The following is a 17,644-nucleotide window of genomic DNA, read 5'->3' on the forward strand; positions in this document are numbered from 1 at the left end:
CGTTTTTTTACATCGCTAAGATTTCTAATTGCATAATATGTTTAGGGAAGTGGCAGTCATTGTGTTAGTTTAACAGGTTTTAGTTAAATTGGCCTCGATAGGATGTCTGATATCTGATACTGTGACAGAAGAAAGGAAAAAAGGACATTTTTTGAATAAAAGAAGTACTAAATATATCGGTGTTTTTTATGTGAATAATGAAAAAATATTACATGGGTAAATTTAATAATTTTTTCTTTTTTTTCAAAAAAATTTATATTTTGTATTGAAAAAATTAAAATTAGCTGTTAATATGACTAAGAAATTATTTTTGGAAAGCGAATATTCAGAATATAAGAGTCTTTCCAAGCAAATATATTTTTGACCACTTACCTTCTATGAGGAAGTCAAGGCCATACGGACAGCCGGGTCAAATGCCGATTGGCAACTTAGTTGCCTTATTGATTGAGTTAGAAGCTCAAATTTTATAAGTTGGTTACTTTATAACCGATGCGTGCAAGCGTACATCAACTTGTGAAACGGTCAATAAGAGTGGTAAAAGTGATTATTTGCTATATAGACTCTAAGAAACCTATTCAGGTATATTTGGATATTGAAAAGCTTTCTTCATTGGACTTCGTTATGCTTTTTTTTGGAAATTAATTAAACGAATGTCCGGTTTATTAAGTTATGCTTTTTTAATCATGCAGTTATATCTAATAAGCAAGTGATGCGCGATTCATGCGATATTCACTTGCTTTTTTTATTTGTCTTTTTTGAGGTGGGATGAGATGTGGAGAATAAGCTTAAACTTTATGGCTTCAATAATTTAACAAAATCATTGAGCTTCAATATTTATGATGTATGCTACGCTAAAACTCCTCGAGAACAGAAGAATTACATTGAGTATATTGATGAACAATACAACTCGGAGCGATTAACTGATATTTTGGTACATGTCACAGAGATGATAGGAGCTCAAGTGTTAAATATAGCTAAACAGGATTATGATCCGCAAGGTGCAAGTGTGACATGCTTGATTGCAGAAGAAAAGATACCGTCTATTAAAAGTGATACGGTATTGGGACATTTAGATAAAAGTCATGTAACTGTCCATACGTATCCTGAATATCATCCTGCTAACAGTTTGGCAACTTTTCGCGTAGATATTGATGTAGCGACATGTGGAGAGATTACCCCTCTTTCAACTTTGGATTATCTTATTGGTAGTTTTGATTCAGATATTATTACGATGGATTATCGAGTACGTGGTTTCACCCGTAATGTTGAAGGAAAGAAATTGTATATGGACCATAAAATCACATCCATCCAAGACTATATTAATGCTGAGACATTAAGGCGCTATGATGCTATGGACGTGAATGTATATCAGGCTAACCTGTTTCACACGAAAATGTTGATCAAGGAGATTGATTTGCAAAATTATCTTTTTAACACAGATGTATATGAGCTAGCTCCTCAAACGCGACTTGATATAAGTAATAGTCTGCGACGTGAAATGATCGAAATATTCAGTGGAATGGAGGTCTACTAAGTGGATACAAAAGATCCAACATATTGGTCTTCTCAAAAAAGTGCGCCAATCTATGAAGCTCTGGAACAGTTAAAGAAAAAAAGAATTGTTCCATTTGATGTACCAGGGCACAAAAGAGGTAGGGGCAATCCAGAGTTAGCTGCTTTTTTGGGTGAACAATGTGTCAGCATAGATGTAAACTCTATGAAACTATTAGATAATCTCTGCCATCCAGTATCGGTCATTAAGGAGGCAGAAAATTTAGCAGCACGGGCATTTGGTGCCGTAAATGCTTTCTTTATGGTGAATGGGACAACATCAGCTGTGCAAGGCATGGTACTGACAGCATGTAAAAGAGGAGACAAAATCATTCTGCCACGAAATGTCCACAGAAGCGTCATTAATGCGCTTGTTCTATGCGGGGCTGAGCCAGTGTACGTAAATCCGGAGATGGATAAACGTCTTGGTATAGCTCTAGGGATGTCTATTAGCCAGGTAGAAAAAGCCATTCTAGAAAACCCGGATGCTAAAGCGATTTTAGTGAATAATCCGACTTATTACGGGATATGTTCGGATTTGCGAGGAATTGTGCAGCTAGCACACAAACACCAAATGCTAGTGTTAGTTGATGAAGCTCATGGTACACATTTGTCTTTTGGGAAAAATCTACCGATTTCTGCTATGGCTGCTGGAGCGGATATGGCATCGGTAAGTATGCATAAATCTGGTGGTAGTCTAACACAAAGTTCCTTTCTTTTAATGGGACCTTCTATCAATGCTGGCTATGCAAGGCAAATTGTCAACTTGACGCAAACGACTAGCGGTTCCTATTTATTGCTGTCTAGTCTTGATATTTCTAGGCGGAATTTGGCGCTGAATGGGGAAGTTATTTTTCAGCAAGTTGTTGATCTGTCTGAATACATGCGTAGCGAAATTAATAAAATCGGTGATTATTACGCTTTTTCACGAGAATTAATTAATGGCGACAGCATATATGATTTTGACATAACAAAGCTTTCGATTCACACCCTTGATATTGGACTTGCTGGAATTGAAGTATATGATCTTTTACGAGATGAATATGATATCCAAATTGAGTTTGGTGATATTGGAAATATTTTGGCTTACGTTTCAGTGGGAGATCGAAAACGTGATGTGGAAAGATTGCTTAGTGCTCTTTCTGAAATTCGAAGACGATTCGGAAAGGACAAGACTGGTTTATTTACACAGGAATATATTGATCCATTAGTGGTTACGACGCCACAGCATGCTTTTTATTCAGAAAAAGAATCATTGGTCCTTGATGATACGATTGGAAGGGTATGCAGTGAATTTGTGATGGCCTATCCACCTGGTATTCCAATTTTAGCCCCTGGTGAAAAAATTACAAAAGAGATCATTGATTATATTAAATACGCCAAAGAAAAAGGATGTTCTATGACAGGTCCAGAAGATCTTGAGATAAACAAGCTGAATGTTTTAAAAGGAGTGTGAGAAAAAAACATGGAATTATGGTTTAGCGAACGCCACACATCCAATGTGAAGCTCTCTATTAGGGTAGATAAACAATTGTTTAGTGCGCAGAGTGAATTTCAGCGCATCGATGTTTTTGATTCTAAGGAATTTGGGCGCTTTTTAACTCTTGATGGTTATATGATGCTTACAGAAAAGGATGAGTTCATTTACCATGAAATGATTACTCATGTACCAATGGCTGTCCATCCAAATCCTCGAAATGTTTTAATTATCGGTGCGGGAGATGGTGGGGTTGTACGAGAATTGACAAGATATAAGCAAGTAGAGCATATCGATTTAGTAGAAATTGATGAAATGGTTATAGATGTGTGCAAAAAGTATTTACCACAAACAGCTTGCGGCTTTGATGATTCAAGAGTCCATATTCATCTTGAGGATGGAGTGAAATTTATCCGTTCATGCGAAGGTTTATATGACTTAATCATTGTTGATTCAACTGATCCATTCGGTCCAGGAGAAGGGTTATTTACGAAGGAGTTTTATGGTAGTTGCTATAAAGCACTTCGTGAAGATGGAATTATGGTAAATCAACATGAAAGTCCATTTTATTCTGAAGATGTTGCTGCGATGCAAAGAGCACATAAACGTATTGTGGATAGCTTTCCGATTAGTAAGGTGTATCAGGCGCATATCCCAACATATCCATCGGGACATTGGTTGTTTGGGTTCGCCTCTAAGAAGTATCATCCTGTAACGGATTTGAAAATTAAGGCATGGAATAAGCTTGGTATTCATACGCGATATTATAATACAAACCTCCATGCAGGTGCTTTTTCCTTACCTACTTATGTAGAGGAGTTGTTGCGTGATGTTGAATAAAAATGTCCAAACGTTCATAGGATGTGAAGCGGAATACAAAGATGCCAATATTGTCTTATTTGGTGTTCCGTTTGATGGAACGACATCATTCCGTCCAGGAACACGCTTCGGTCCTTCAGCGATTCGTTCAGAATCGTTCGGATTGGAAACGTACAGCCCATATCAGAATAAAGATCTAATGGACATCTCTGTTTTTGATAGTGGTGATCTGGAGCTTTGCTTCGGAAATCCTGAAAGAGTACTTGGCGAAATTGAAGAGCACACTAGCAAAATTTTAGAAGATGGAAAGCTACCATTCATGATTGGTGGCGAGCATCTTGTGACGCTTGGAACTGTTCGTGCAATTGCAAAGAAATATCCAGATTTGCATATTATTCAATTCGATGCGCATACAGATTTACGTGATGATTACCTAGGTGAAAAGTTATCACATGCATCTGTAATTCGTCGCTGTCACGATATTCTTGGTGATGGACGTATCTTCCAGTTTGGCATTCGTTCTGGTGACCGCTCTGAATTTGAATGGAGTGGTGATGGGCATGTGTTTACGAATAAATTTAACTTCGAAGGGCTGCAAAACATCGTAAAAGAAATCGGGGATAAGCCTGTATATTTGACGATAGACCTTGATGTACTCGATCCATCTGTTTTTCCAGGAACGGGTACACCAGAAGCAGGTGGAGTAACATTTCCCGAATTGATTGATGCTATTTTTACCGTATGTGGTAACGCGAATGTAGTTGGTTGTGATGTGAATGAATTGTCACCAACATACGATGCTAGCGGGATTTCAACAGCGACTGCCTGTAAGGTCGTTAGAGAATTTTTATTAGCTTTATAGTTTTATATAAATATATTGAGATTGGAGATAGTAATATGGGAAAAGCGCTTATTATTGGGTGTGGAGGAGTAGCTTCTGTAGCTATTCATAAATGTGTACAAAACAGTGAAGTATTTGAAGAAATCTGCATTGCAAGTCGTACAAAATCAAAATGTGATGATTTGAAAGCGAAGCTTGATGGTGGAAAAGCAAAGATTACTACTGCACATGTGGATGCGAATAATGTTGATGAGCTTATTGCGTTAATTGAAGAAGTAAAACCTGATATCGTCATGAACCTTGCATTGCCATATCAGGATCTAACGATTATGGATGCGTGTCTTGCTACGAAAACGCATTATATGGATACAGCAAACTACGAACCAGAAGATACTGCGAAATTTGAATATAAATGGCAATGGGAGTACCGCGAGCGCTTTGAAAAAGCAGGTATTACAGCCCTTCTTGGAAGTGGTTTTGACCCAGGTGTAACAGGGGTATTCTCTGCATATGCACTGAAGCATCATTTTGATGAAATTGAGTATATTGATATTTTGGACTGTAACGCTGGAGATCATGGTTATCCATTTGCTACAAACTTCAATCCTGAAATAAACATTCGTGAAGTTTCTGCTAACGGAAGATACTGGAAAGAAGGAGGATGGGTAGAAACACAACCGATGGAAATTAAACGTGTATATAATTTCCCTGAAATCGGTGAAAAAGATATGTACTTGTTATACCATGAAGAGCTTGAATCACTAGCTGAGAATATTCCTGGTTTGAAGCAAATTCGTTTCTTTATGACATTTGGGCAAAGTTATTTAACTCACCTTAAATGCCTTGAAAATGTAGGTATGACTTCAATCGAACCAATTATGTATGAAGGAAAAGAGATTATTCCACTTCAATTCTTAAAAGCGGTATTACCTGATCCAGCTTCTCTTGGACCACGTACAAAAGGAAAAACAAATATCGGCTGTATTTTCCGTGGTAAAAAAGACGGTCAAGACAAAACATATTATGTATACAATGTATGCGACCATGAAGAATGTTTTAAAGAAGTGGGGTCACAAGCTATTTCTTACACAACTGGTGTACCAGCAATGATCGGTGCAATGATGATTATGACAGGACAATGGAAGAAAGCAGGCGTGTACAATATTGAAGAATTCGATCCAGATCCATTTATGGAAGCATTAAATAAATGGGGATTACCATGGAAAGAAAGCTTCAATCCGGAGTTAGTTGATTGATATGAGATTTGAAGAGTTACCGACACCTTGCTATGTAGTAGATGAAGTGCTTCTAGAAAATAATCTCAAAATTCTGAGTGGTGTTATGGAACGTACAGGATGTAGGATTCTTTTGGCACAAAAAGCCTTTTCTATGTATGTGATGTACCCATTAATTGGCAAATATTTAAACGGTACAGCAGCAAGTGGTTTATATGAAGCTCGGCTTGGCTATGAGGAGATGGGGAAAGAAAATCATGTCTTTTCCCCTGCTTTTCGTGAGGATGAGATCGATGAAATAATTGCGATTAGTGATCATATTGTCTTTAATTCTTTCTCTCAGCTTGAGAAATTTGGAGACAAAGTACATCAAGCAGGCAAAAGTATTGGGATTCGTATCAACCCTGAGTGCTCTACTCAAGAAGGACACGGCATGTATGACCCATGTGTGGCAGGCTCAAGATTTGGTGTGACATTAAAAAATTTTCGTCCTGAATTACTTGAAATAGTTTCCGGATTGCATTTTCATACACTATGTGAACAAGGTGCTGATGCTTTAGCGACTACGCTTGATGCAGTTGAAGAAAAGTTTGGAAAATGGCTTCACAAATTGAAATGGATTAATTTTGGTGGAGGTCATCACATCACAAAAGAAGGGTACGATATCACTATACTGGAAGATTGCATAACACGAATGCAAGATAAATACGGTTTAATTGTGTATCTTGAACCGGGTGAAGCAATTGCTTTAAATGCAGGTTTCCTTGTAACAACGGTTCTTGATACGATGGAAAACGAAATGGATATTGCTATTCTTGATACGTCTGCTTCATGTCATATGCCAGACGTACTAGAGGTACCTTATCACCCTCCATTAATAGGATCTGGTGAAGTGGGTGAAAAGGCTTATACGTATCGATTAGGAGGACCAACTTGTCTGACTGGCGATGTGATTGGTGATTATTCGTTTGACCAGCCACTAAAGTGTGGAGATCGATTAGTTTTTGGTGATATGGCTATTTATTCTATGGTGAAAAATAACACCTTTAATGGTATGGCGCTACCATCCATTGCCATTAAAGACCAAAATGGTGATTACAGAGTTCTGCATACATTCAGTTATCAAGATTTTAAGGAAAGATTGTCCTAGCTTATGATTAATAGATAAAAAATAACAAAATAAACCTCCTAATAAATATAAAGGATCCCCTTTTAGAGACATAAAAAGAAAGCATTCTAACTTGTCTTCTAAAGGGGATTTTTATGTAGAAAACACTATAGCTTATTATATTTTACTTTATGAAAACAGTTGTTTTTCTCTATTTAAAAGCAGGAAGGATTTCTAATACAAATAGCTATAAAAGTGGCATAGAGCTCAGAAAAGGTTTTATTTAAATGGCTGTTTGAATCCTTAAAGGCTTTCGTTTCTCCATGATTGTTCTTTATAAGTATGAATATGATGGATTGTTGTAAAAGTGATAATCACCTACTTAGACTATCCTTCATAAAATGAGGGAGATAAGTATGAGGGGGATTATATATGTATGAATATGATTATGACAATTTTTATCGTCAAAGTAATAGGTTTATACGAGAATTAGAAAAGGCCATTAATGGAGAATTCAGCGCTATACATTGTTATGAGCAATTATCGAAAATGGCTCCTAATGAAACACAAAGAAAACAGATACTCGAAATTCGTGAAGACGAAAAAAAGCATTATCAACAGTTTGTGCAAATTTACTATAATATAACAGGAAGTCAACCACAGCCTAAAATAACAGAAGAGTGCCCTTCGCAATACTTGGAAGGGTTAGAATATGCCTTAAAAGACGAACAAGAAACAGCGGATTTCTATTTGAGAATTTCTGATGAAACGAATATTTCATTTGTTAAAGAGTTATTTAGAAGAATAGCGGCAGATGAACAAAATCACGCAGTTTGGTTTTTATATTTTTATACAAAAGAAAAAGTAAAATGATAGATTGGAAATAGAAGTTAATTAATGGATTATCTTACTAGATAACTTTTCTAATAATAAGCTGATTGGATTGTTGAACTTGGGTCAGAAGCAGGATGTAGACTGTCTCAAAAGAAAGGATTACTTTTGAGACAGTCTTTTGTTTTATTGATGTGAGACGGATCTTTATAATCTTTTAATTCGATACCTCTAAGGTTTAGCTCTTCTGTTTGGGTATTGAAGCAATACTTGAATGTATTAGTATAATGCCAAGTAGAATAATGAATCCCAGATAAATAGACATAAAGATTGGTGGCAAAAATGCACCAATGATAAGCGATGAGCGAGCGATTAAATCTGCTCCATTATAAGCTACGCTAGAAAAAGCCGAATAAGAGCCTCTATTATTCTCAGGAATAAGTTGAGCTTGCTCTGTAAAATAAATAGGTGAGTAGATAAGTTCTCCTAAGGTGGCGATTAATCCGAATAATAATAGTAAAAACATGGAGTTGGAAGAAGTTAAAATAACATACCCGATTCCATATAATATGAGACCAATCATTAAGGCTTTTCTATTTGAAAAACGATTTGTAAGATGACTTACGAAGAAAGTAAGGCCTACAACCAAAATCATATTTTCAATATTCAAAATACTAAACATATGAACGCCCTCGATCTCCATTCCATAAATATGAACAGTCTGAAATGTATCGTTTAGTCGGACACTTATGTAATTATCCAGTGATAATTCAACGGAGACAATGAACATGTAACCAAGCGTTATTCTGATAAAGAGCTTATTTTTTAAGGCGATTTTGTAATTGTGAATCAAATCAAGGAAGACATTAATTTGTCTTTTTCCTAGTTTGGCATTTCCACTATCCAATAACCAAATTTGATATGAAAAAGCTGTTAATATAGCTGTTATAGTTAGTATGATAAAGAGTTCTTTTTTATGGTTCATATACAATAAACCACCTAAAGATGTACCGATTGTCATAGATAAATTAACAAGCCAATAATCAATAGCATAGACCCTTTTTCTGTTTTCAGGAGTAGTTGAATCCAAAATCATGGCTTGCATAGCAGGTCTTCCTAGACCACTTGTTATCATAAGAACTAAGTATGAAATCGCAAATAGAAATATCGAATTATTTTTGGGAAATAGACTTATTGTCATCAATAGGTATGACACGGCATTAAATATTGAAGTTATTAATATGATTTTTCTTCTTTGAAAACGATCTGAAATATAACCTCCAATTAAATTTGAGAAAAAATTTACTACTACACTTCCTATTAAAAATACACCTGCCCAAATTTTATTCATTTCTTGTGAAAAATAGAGCGCCATAAAGGGTAATACGGCACTTGAGGCAATTTGATTGAAAAATGATGTAATAAGCCGAACTTTAAGGTTTTGAGGTAAATCATTTAGTAGCACTTTTTCCCCCTCCTCAGACAATCATTATAGACTAAAAAAGAGAATGATTGGAAATTTTTTCATTGTACTCTAAATGAATTATACAAATGAATGGGAAACGTAAAAAGCCGAATGGTAAGAAGGACTCGGGGAATACTAGTATAGCAATTATGAAGAAATGATCATAATAAAATATGGCAAAACGTATTTCAAAAAATAGTGTTTTTAGTGAGTAGAGGGAGGATTAACTTGGAGAATCAAAAGTATAATGATCTTAAGGCTGGAGAGCGTGGAGCAATGATTAGCATTATTGCATACATCTTTCTATCTATAATAAAAATAACAATAGGTTTCATCAGTCACTCTGCTGCCATAAAAGCAGATGGTTTAAACAATACAACAGATATTATTGCATCTATTGCTGTTTTAATTGGATTAAAGATTGCTCAGCGGCCACCAGATAAAGAGCATCGATATGGGCACTGGAAAAGTGAAACAATAGCTTCTTTAATGGCTTCCTTTATCATGTTCGCTGTTGGTATACAGGTTTTATCTGATACTGTGAGATCAATATTTGAAGGAGGTAAAGCTTCTCCAGATATACTTGCTGCTTATGTAGGTATATTTTCAGCCGGTGTCATGTATTTTGTTTATCGTTACAATAAGAGATTAGCCTTGAGAATTAATAGTAAAGCAGTTATGGCAGCTGCAAAAGATAATATTTCTGATGCATGGGTAAGTATTGGAACAGCAGTAGGAATCTTTGGAGCACAATTAAACATGCCGTGGCTAGATAGCGTAACTGCTTTTCTTGTTGGGTTATTAATATGTAAAACAGCTTGGGATATTTTTAAAGAAGCAACTCATGAATTAACAGATGGTTTCGATGGAGAAAAGCTTTTATCCTATAAAGATGTTATCTCAAAAATAAATGGAGTAGAAGGAATTAAAGAGATAAAAGGTCGAAATTATGGAAATAACGAAGTGATTGATGCAGTTATAACTGTTGATCATACTTTAAATATTTCTGATGCACATGATATTGCAACTTATGTGGAAAATATCATGAGAAGTGAATATGGTGTATATGACATTCATATACATGTTGAACCGAATATTATAGTAGGAAAGGAAATGTAGGGTTATTTGTGTCTAATAGAAAAGAAATGAGGGCTGTATCAAATGTGATCGTTTGATACAGCCCTATTGCTTTTTTTAAACAAGATGATGCAACTGGGAGAGGAATTAAACTAGGCCTATATTCATTAACTTTAGGTAATTAAGTTTGCGAAAACGATCTTAAACCCATATGACATTTTTAAAGAAGCAGGGAAATGGAATAAAATAACGAATTTATTATTGAGTAGGCTTGCCTTTTCCTCGTTAAAAGGAACGGATTAATACAATAAATGAAGAATGAACTATAAAAAGGTTAGAAGTGAAAAATGAATGCAGTTTGAAAATGGAATGTTTGCTTATGAACTGTTGATAAGTGATTAAACCTATTAGTTTGAAGAGTCGTCTAGGAGGTGGCAGATTGAAAAAAATATCTTGTATCATGGGTGCCTGCATTATTTCGATATTGATGTTATCAGGATGTATCAATACAAAGCTCGATATAAACAATTTATCGAGAGTGGATGTAGAAAAAGCATCATCAGATAGTCCAGATAATAATGAAACTATTTCAGAGGAAGAAGACCTAAAAGTTTTAAGAAAAGCATTTAAAGCGATAAATAAAGAAAATGCTAAAATCAAAATGTCTAGGGAAGAAGATGTTAAAGTATCTTTATTTTTTGAATATGATAAAAATAACCCAGAGATCATTGTGGAATATCTAATTTGGTTTGAAAGTAATGGGACTGCAAAAATCATTGAAAAAGATAAAAATATATATGGGAAATTAGACAAAGAAAATGCTCAAGTGATAAAAGATATCCTTCTAGAAAATAAATGATCGTTTAGATTATCGACAAAAGGTATGGAGAGGAGATTTGCTCTTCATACCTTTTGTTCTTTTTATATATTTATTAGTAAACAGGAAGCTACTTCTAATGTGAGTTGATTTCTAAAAGACAACAATAAGTCGATTTTTTTATGATGTGGTGTAACGAACGAATATCAAATACATACAAATTTAGTTGATTGAAGCAGATAGCGTTGACTCCTTCAAGAAAAGCAAGAAAGCCTAGACCCTAGACAAGCGTAGCGAGGGAAGTAACTTTTATAGTTTAAATCCGTTTATCGATTGTTCAAGTGAACAACAATGTGGATCAGATTGATTAAGAAATTTACATGTTAAGTACATTAAAATATTTATTAAACCTAAAAAACCAAAGAAATATAATGAATTTATGCCTTTATCATTTGATATGAAATTGGCATGAAAATTGCGTTAGTATTATGTGAAGTTAGTCAAATACATAATACATATATATAACATGTTTGAGAGTTATGTAGCAGTCCATAAAATACGTCTGAAATAGAACGGAGGCAATATGGGATGAATCATTTATTCCTTGACGAACAGATTGATATAGGTATGAATTTAGGCGAAATGGCTATGAATAGATCAAGTATGTATCAGCTATTATCAAGGGTTATTCAATTTCCAACGTTTTCTCTTTCTAATGAACTTTTGAATGGAGAATTTTATAGTAAGATTGAAAACTCTGTGCAATGGATTAATGTTAGTAGAGGTGTTTTTAATGAAGCTCTTATCCAGTTAATTGTACTTGCTGAGAATAAAAAGAACGTTTCTCCTAAAGAAATGTTAGAAAAAATGAAAGAAGAGTGTACACACTTATTTTTGAATGAAGAAACTTCCTCTGTTAGTCTCTATGAAACGATGTATCTTAAAAACACAGATGAACAAAAAAGCTTTAATGTTGATTCGTTAGATAATGTATATAGTGTAGAAGAAGCTTTTTTTAGAACAGATCCTGTTAAATACTCGGATCATCTTGTTAATGAATTGTGTTTTCTTGGATATTTGTGTAATCAGGAAGGTGAAGCGTGGAAGTGTGGGAAAATAACAGATGCTCATCAATGGAGAAATAAGCAATGGGAGTTTACAATGAATCATTTGGGAAAATGGGGAGAGGATTTCTTTGCAAACTTGGAAAAATCAACAAATCTTGAAGTTTACAAAACTATTGCCTCTTTAGGAAGGACCTTTTTGAAATTAGAGAGAGGTTATTAGAATAAATCATTATGCTTTAAATTGTAAAATATAAAATTTTCTGTTTTTGTAATTCGATTACTTCATTGTAGTAATTGAAGAAGTAGATATAATGATAATAGATCGTTTTTACATAATGATAAATATTCTACATTTTATTAGAAAAGAAAGAGGAGGATTTAAAAAGATGAATTTATCCAAGTTACCACGAAAAAAATATACAAACTGCTATACACCTTTGGAAAAGTTAGAGTCACTTTCGACTGTACTAGGAGGACCTACGATTTACATAAAGCGTGATGACTTATTAGGGCTAACTGCTGGAGGAAATAAAACAAGAAAATTAGAGTACTTAGTAGCCGATGCAGAGTTGAAAGGTGCAGATGTTCTGGTAACTTGTGGCGCTGTTCAATCGAATCATTGTCGCTTAACCTTGGCTGCTGCAGTAAAAGAGAAAATGAAATGTGTACTAGTACTAGAAGAGGGAGAGAACAAGGCAAGTGATGAGCCAACGGGCAATTACTTATTGTATAAACTTCTTGGTGCTACTGACTTGAAATTTGTTCCTGAAGGTTCCGATCTAATGGAAGAAATGCAAAAAGTCGAAAAAGAGCTTATTAAAAAAGGACATACACCTTATTTAATCCCGGTTGGAGGATCAAATCCAATTGGAGCAACTGGTTATGCAGCGTGTGCTCAAGAGCTTCTTGCTCAAACATTCGATCAACAAATAGATATGAACTATGTAGTTTGTACTAGCGGAAGTGGAGGTATGCATGCTGGATTAATTGCAGGCTTTCAAGGATTAAATAGCGACGTTCCTGTTATAGGAATTAATATTAGCCGTAATAAAGAAGAACAAGAGAGCAAAGTGTATAATCTTTTACTAGAAATGAATGAATACTTAGACTTGAAGAATGAGGTTTCAAAAGATCATGTACAATGTTTCGATGAGTATGTTGGTCCAGGATACGCCGTTCCAACAGATGAAATGATTGAGGCTGTTAAACTAGTGGCAAGTACGGAAGGTATTTTGTTAGACCCTGTTTATACAGGAAAAGCAATGGCAGGACTTATTGATTTAATTCGAAAAGGTACGTTTAACAAAGAAGACAATATCGTATTTATTCATTCAGGTGGATCTCCTGCTTTATATGCCTATACATCTACTTTTAACGAGAATAAAAACTCTTAATCTCGAATAAATAGAGTCATTTAGATATCAATCCATTTATTTATGTGAAATATTACACGTGATTTATTTGTTTTGTATATAGAACAAAGAGGAGCTGTGAAAATAGCTTCTTTTTTCTAGAAATTATGAGCTAATAGAACAAATAAGAGTTTCATTAATTGACTTAACAATGGTTTCGATATAGAGGAATTATATTTTATATTGGGCCTTCAAAGTAGGAGTGTTTTTTTAGATTAGTTTAGACTTTGAATCAATGGTACAATGGAAGAAAAATGGGCCATGTATAATATGCAAAAATTTTTTATGGAAGAGACTTTGATGGATATGTCTAGATGGAGGAATAAAGTATGCGTTATCTTCACATAAACGAAAATAATTTAATCGACAATTTTTTAGATTAGAAAGTCTTTTACATAAGCATTTTTTATTAAAAGAAAATAAGCTGGGCCCTTTAGTAGTAGACATCTTGGACAAGGGAGAATACTTAGTTTACTTAAATTACATCCGAAAACTACACAAAAAGAGTGATCCTATTTATTAGATATGAGACCTCAATCAATGTATTAAGCAAATTAGAAAAAAGGTTATATTACTCGTGAACCTTTGGAAAATGATTGACGAGTGCTGCCCAGTCAACGAACAGAAGCTGGCTTAGAAGCTATTAAGGCAAATGAAGAGCAGCATGATACATTTTCTCCATTTGATGTTCTATCAGAAGAAGAGAAAAAGAATTTTGCTGCTATTATTGAGAAATTAATAAATTCATTAGGACTGGAATACTCCAAACTTGAGGTTGGTGAGTTAGGAAGATTTCAGCATCATAGAGGACGATATGTTTTATTGTTAGATATGTGTCATTCAAAAAGTTGTGTAACTTAAGAAGCCAAAGAGTATATATGATTCTTTATGAAAGGTAGAGGTTTTAGATGAACGTAACTCAAAGTCTAGATCGTGATAAATTAGATCAATATAGAAAAGAATTTACTCGATTTAGGATGGCTTATAAATTCGCATTAGATGAGGTTACTACTAAGATTAATATTTTGAAAGAAGAGTTTGAGTTTATACATGATTATAATCCAATTGAGCATGTAAGCAGTCGCTTGAAATCGCTAGAAAGTATCATAAAAAAAGTAATGAAAAAGAAGATTTCTCCTTCTTTTCAATCAATTAAAGAAAATATTAAAGATATTGCAGGGATTCGAATTATATGCTCTTTTAGATCGGATATTTATAAAATAAGTGATATGATTCAATCTCAAAAAGATGTTGAGGTTATTGAAGTTAAGGATTATATAAAAAATCCTAAATCAAATGGCTATCAAAGTATGCATTTAATTATTAAGGTTCCGGTTTTTATGTCGGATAGAGAAGAGCATACATGTGTAGAAGTGCAAATTCGAACAATTGCAATGGATTTTTGGGCTAGCTTAGAGCATAAAATTTATTATAAATATAATAAGGAAATACCAGAATCTTTATTAAACCAATTAAAAGAAGCTGCTAAATCTGCGTCACAGTTGGATAAGAAGATGGAAAGATTACATGAAGAAGTAAAAGTATTAAAGGAAAAGGATCATTCAGAAGATATTTGGGATTCACTACAAGATGACTATCCAACAAAATTACCAGAAATTCTTACACTGCTTTCTCATAATCAGATTGATCAAAAGTAGCATGGTAATTATTTGATTGAGATCGACGAAAATTTATATCGCTAATTAAATGTAAGAGACGTCCTCTAAAGGGTCTTCTTCATAATTTATATCGGACTATGAGAAGGTTATTCTTCTTATAGTCTTTTTCGTTTTTGGAGGATGAACAGTGGCATTCGATTTGTTAGAAGGTTTTTTTCGAATAGATAGTTGTTGTTATATAAGTTCGATAGATAACATTAGTCGATAAAAAATGGGTGAATGAGGGAGCATCCTAGTGCGGTAATTGTTGAATGCCAATAAAATTTGCCTTTAGGAAAAAGCTTATAAACAAGGAGAGGTATTAATAAATGAATAATTATCGTCTAATCAGTGACTATAAGGACCATGATGTTTATAGGGAAAGCTTTAATGAATTAGCTAAATTGGTTTTTGGGCTTGATTTTAAAAAATGGTATGGAAAAGGGTGTTGGAACGATAATTATATTTGTTACTCATATGTTGATGGGAACCAGATAATTGCAAATGCTTCTATAAATAAAATGAAGATTGTTTCTAATGATAGGGAATATAAAGCGATTCAAGTCGGGACGGTAATGACTCATCCAAAATATCGAAATCAAGGCTTATCAACGAACTTGATGAACCACATTATAGATCAATATGAAAAAGAGTACGATTTTATCTATTTATTTGCCAATAAGACTGTACTAGATTTTTATCCTAAATTTAAATTTACTAAAGTACAAGAAAGTAGCTTTTCTATGGATATTACTAAACTGAAAAAACAAAACACAACGGGTAGTTATATACGTAAGTTGGATATTAATAATAAGGATGATTTTCGTTTAATGAATCGCTTAGCTAAGGAGAGAATACCGATATCATCATTACTGGGAGTGAAAGATAACCGACATCTTTTAATGTTTTATTTTATCGTAGTATTTAGTAACGCTATTTATTATCTTGAAGAAGAAGATGTCATTATTATGTGTGAAGAAGAGAATCAACATCTGCATATATACGATATCATTAGTAAAAACAAAGTGGAATTTGATTTGGTATTGAACCATTTGATTTCAGATGAGACGAAAATGTTTCATTTCTACTTTACTCCAGATTTGGAAAATTCTTATTTTCGCAAAGAGTTTATAACAGAAAGTGAAGATACTTTATTTGTTACTATTGCTATTACAATAAATGATATAAGCAAAACGAAAGAGGTATACGATAAACTACAAGATGGTGGTGAAATTCTAATGCCACTACAAGAGACTTTTTGGAGTGCATCCTATGGTCAAGTATTAGATAAATTTGGTGTAACTTGGCAAATATCAACACAATTTGACGCTCATCAATAAGCTAGCCTATTGGTCAATACTTTTGGACTGACAAAAGCGATTTTTATCACTTTTCAGAGGCCCTTATGCTTTATCCATTTTTTATGGGCTGTTTGCTGTAGAGGGTATTTTCACTTTCTAAAAAAGATGTGTTACGCGCTTTGTCCTGTGCATCGTTTTATTGTATTTTTTAGTTGAGATAAGGATAGTAGATTTACTTAAAATATAAGAAGATGTCCATCGAATTTTTTCTTTTTGGACATCCTCTTTTTATTTTGTAGGAATGTGAATCAAACAAGAAGTGATATGAAGTGAAACAGCATATCATTTATAATAGTATTACAGTATTTAACCAATCAGAATGAATTAGGGAGGTGATTAAATGGTAAAGAATAACAGAATACCTGATACTAAAGCGTCTCATGCAAAGCCTAGAATTAGAAAGGCGATACTTTGTATGGGGTAGAATGACTAATCGCCAAAGTATGCTTTTCTGATAAAGAGGCTTTGCACCTTATTTTTTCAAACATAAAGAATAAGGAGGCAGCAGAAATGGCTTATATTAAAGCAAATGCTATTTTGCCTGAGAAGCTGATATCAGAAATTCAAAAGTATGTTCAAGGAGAAACCATTTATATTCCTAAAACTAAAACAACCCATCAAAAATGGGGAGTACGTTCAGGAACTAGAAAGATGATTGATGAGAGAAATTTAGCTATTAAAATGGCTTTTGAAAAGAATAGAACAATTGAACAATTAGCGGATGATTACCATCTATCTATCGAAACAATCAAAAAAATAGTTTACTCTAAATAAAGAAACAAAAAGCACTGGAAAAGGGAAATCAGTGCCTCAGACTGCAGGCACAACAGACTTATTAAAAAGGCTCTATTCGTAATCATTGTTGCTAACGGCTTAATAAGGGAGACAGTTTTTTGCCGTCTCCCCTATTAAACTAACGCACCCG

16 protein-coding genes are annotated in these 17,644 nt (G+C 34.0%); 15 read left to right on the top strand and 1 reads right to left on the bottom strand.

The genetic code is table 11. The annotated features are described in order from the left end of the window. Positions 1-772 precede the first annotated feature (772 nt). From speD to BN349_RS20030, 7 genes are all read left to right on the top strand, one after another. Positions 773-1,534 carry an adenosylmethionine decarboxylase gene (speD, locus tag BN349_RS20000; protein WP_019244097.1) on the top strand — a complete coding sequence of 254 codons (762 nt, stop codon included), beginning with the start codon at positions 773-775 and terminating at the stop codon, positions 1,532-1,534. Beyond that, on the top strand, positions 1,535-3,007 hold the full coding sequence (locus BN349_RS20005) for an aminotransferase class I/II-fold pyridoxal phosphate-dependent enzyme (RefSeq protein WP_019244098.1): 1,473 nt from the start codon (positions 1,535-1,537) through the stop codon (positions 3,005-3,007). A 9-nt stretch (positions 3,008-3,016) separates the two neighbouring features. Next, a complete protein-coding gene (gene speE, locus BN349_RS20010) occupies positions 3,017-3,868 on the top strand; it encodes a polyamine aminopropyltransferase (protein WP_019244099.1) in 852 nt (283 codons plus the stop codon). Continuing rightward, positions 3,858-4,709, top strand: coding sequence for an agmatinase (gene speB, locus BN349_RS20015; protein ID WP_019244100.1), 852 nt, complete (start codon positions 3,858-3,860; stop codon positions 4,707-4,709). Before speE ends, speB begins: the two co-directional genes overlap by 11 nt. A gap of 35 nt (positions 4,710-4,744) precedes the next feature. Continuing rightward, on the top strand, positions 4,745-5,944 hold the full coding sequence (locus BN349_RS20020; RefSeq protein WP_019244101.1) for a saccharopine dehydrogenase family protein: 1,200 nt from the start codon (positions 4,745-4,747) through the stop codon (positions 5,942-5,944). Between the two features lies 1 nt (position 5,945). Continuing rightward, positions 5,946-7,073 (top strand): carboxynorspermidine decarboxylase, encoded by a 1,128-nt coding sequence (gene nspC, locus BN349_RS20025; RefSeq protein WP_026089411.1) that lies wholly within the window; start codon positions 5,946-5,948, stop codon positions 7,071-7,073. A gap of 390 nt (positions 7,074-7,463) precedes the next feature. Continuing rightward, on the top strand, positions 7,464-7,904 hold the full coding sequence (locus BN349_RS20030) for a ferritin-like domain-containing protein (protein ID WP_019244103.1): 441 nt from the start codon (positions 7,464-7,466) through the stop codon (positions 7,902-7,904). Positions 7,905-8,100: 196 nt separating this feature from the next. Here the strand turns inward: BN349_RS20030 and BN349_RS20035 are convergent, their stop codons facing one another. Then, positions 8,101-9,327: an MDR family MFS transporter gene (locus tag BN349_RS20035; protein WP_019244104.1), complete on the bottom strand. Its 1,227-nt coding sequence runs from the start codon at positions 9,325-9,327 to the stop codon at positions 8,101-8,103. A gap of 228 nt (positions 9,328-9,555) precedes the next feature. Between BN349_RS20035 and BN349_RS20040 the strand changes: the two genes are divergently transcribed. The 8 genes from BN349_RS20040 to BN349_RS20080 all read left to right on the top strand — a co-directional run bounded on the left by BN349_RS20040 (position 9,556) and on the right by BN349_RS20080 (position 17,493). After that, positions 9,556-10,446 (top strand): cation diffusion facilitator family transporter, encoded by an 891-nt coding sequence (locus tag BN349_RS20040; RefSeq protein WP_019244105.1) that lies wholly within the window; start codon positions 9,556-9,558, stop codon positions 10,444-10,446. Between the two features lie 397 nt (positions 10,447-10,843). After that, a complete protein-coding gene (locus BN349_RS20045; RefSeq protein ID WP_019244106.1) occupies positions 10,844-11,263 on the top strand; it encodes a hypothetical protein in 420 nt (139 codons plus the stop codon). A 546-nt stretch (positions 11,264-11,809) separates the two neighbouring features. Next, positions 11,810-12,508, top strand: a complete 699-nt coding sequence (locus BN349_RS20050) for a TorD/DmsD family molecular chaperone (RefSeq protein ID WP_019244107.1) — start codon at positions 11,810-11,812, stop codon at positions 12,506-12,508. 166 nt (positions 12,509-12,674) lie between these two features. Beyond that, on the top strand, positions 12,675-13,682 hold the full coding sequence (locus BN349_RS20055; RefSeq protein ID WP_019244108.1) for a D-cysteine desulfhydrase: 1,008 nt from the start codon (positions 12,675-12,677) through the stop codon (positions 13,680-13,682). A gap of 621 nt (positions 13,683-14,303) precedes the next feature. Then, entirely contained in the window at positions 14,304-14,561 is a 258-nt protein-coding gene (locus BN349_RS25100; protein WP_019244109.1) for a hypothetical protein, read from the top strand. 47 nt (positions 14,562-14,608) lie between these two features. After that, entirely contained in the window at positions 14,609-15,358 is a 750-nt protein-coding gene (locus tag BN349_RS20065; RefSeq protein WP_019244110.1) for a GTP pyrophosphokinase, read from the top strand. Positions 15,359-15,687: 329 nt separating this feature from the next. Next, on the top strand, positions 15,688-16,698 hold the full coding sequence (locus BN349_RS20070) for a GNAT family N-acetyltransferase (protein ID WP_019244111.1): 1,011 nt from the start codon (positions 15,688-15,690) through the stop codon (positions 16,696-16,698). 531 nt (positions 16,699-17,229) lie between these two features. Continuing rightward, entirely contained in the window at positions 17,230-17,493 is a 264-nt protein-coding gene (locus tag BN349_RS20080) for a CD3324 family protein (protein ID WP_019244112.1), read from the top strand. Positions 17,494-17,644: the final 151 nt, after the last annotated feature.

Origin of the sequence: Bacillus sp. AP8, assembly GCF_000321185.1 — a bacterium.
Classification (GTDB): Bacteria; Bacillota; Bacilli; order Bacillales; family DSM-1321; genus Bacillus_AD; species Bacillus_AD massilioanorexius.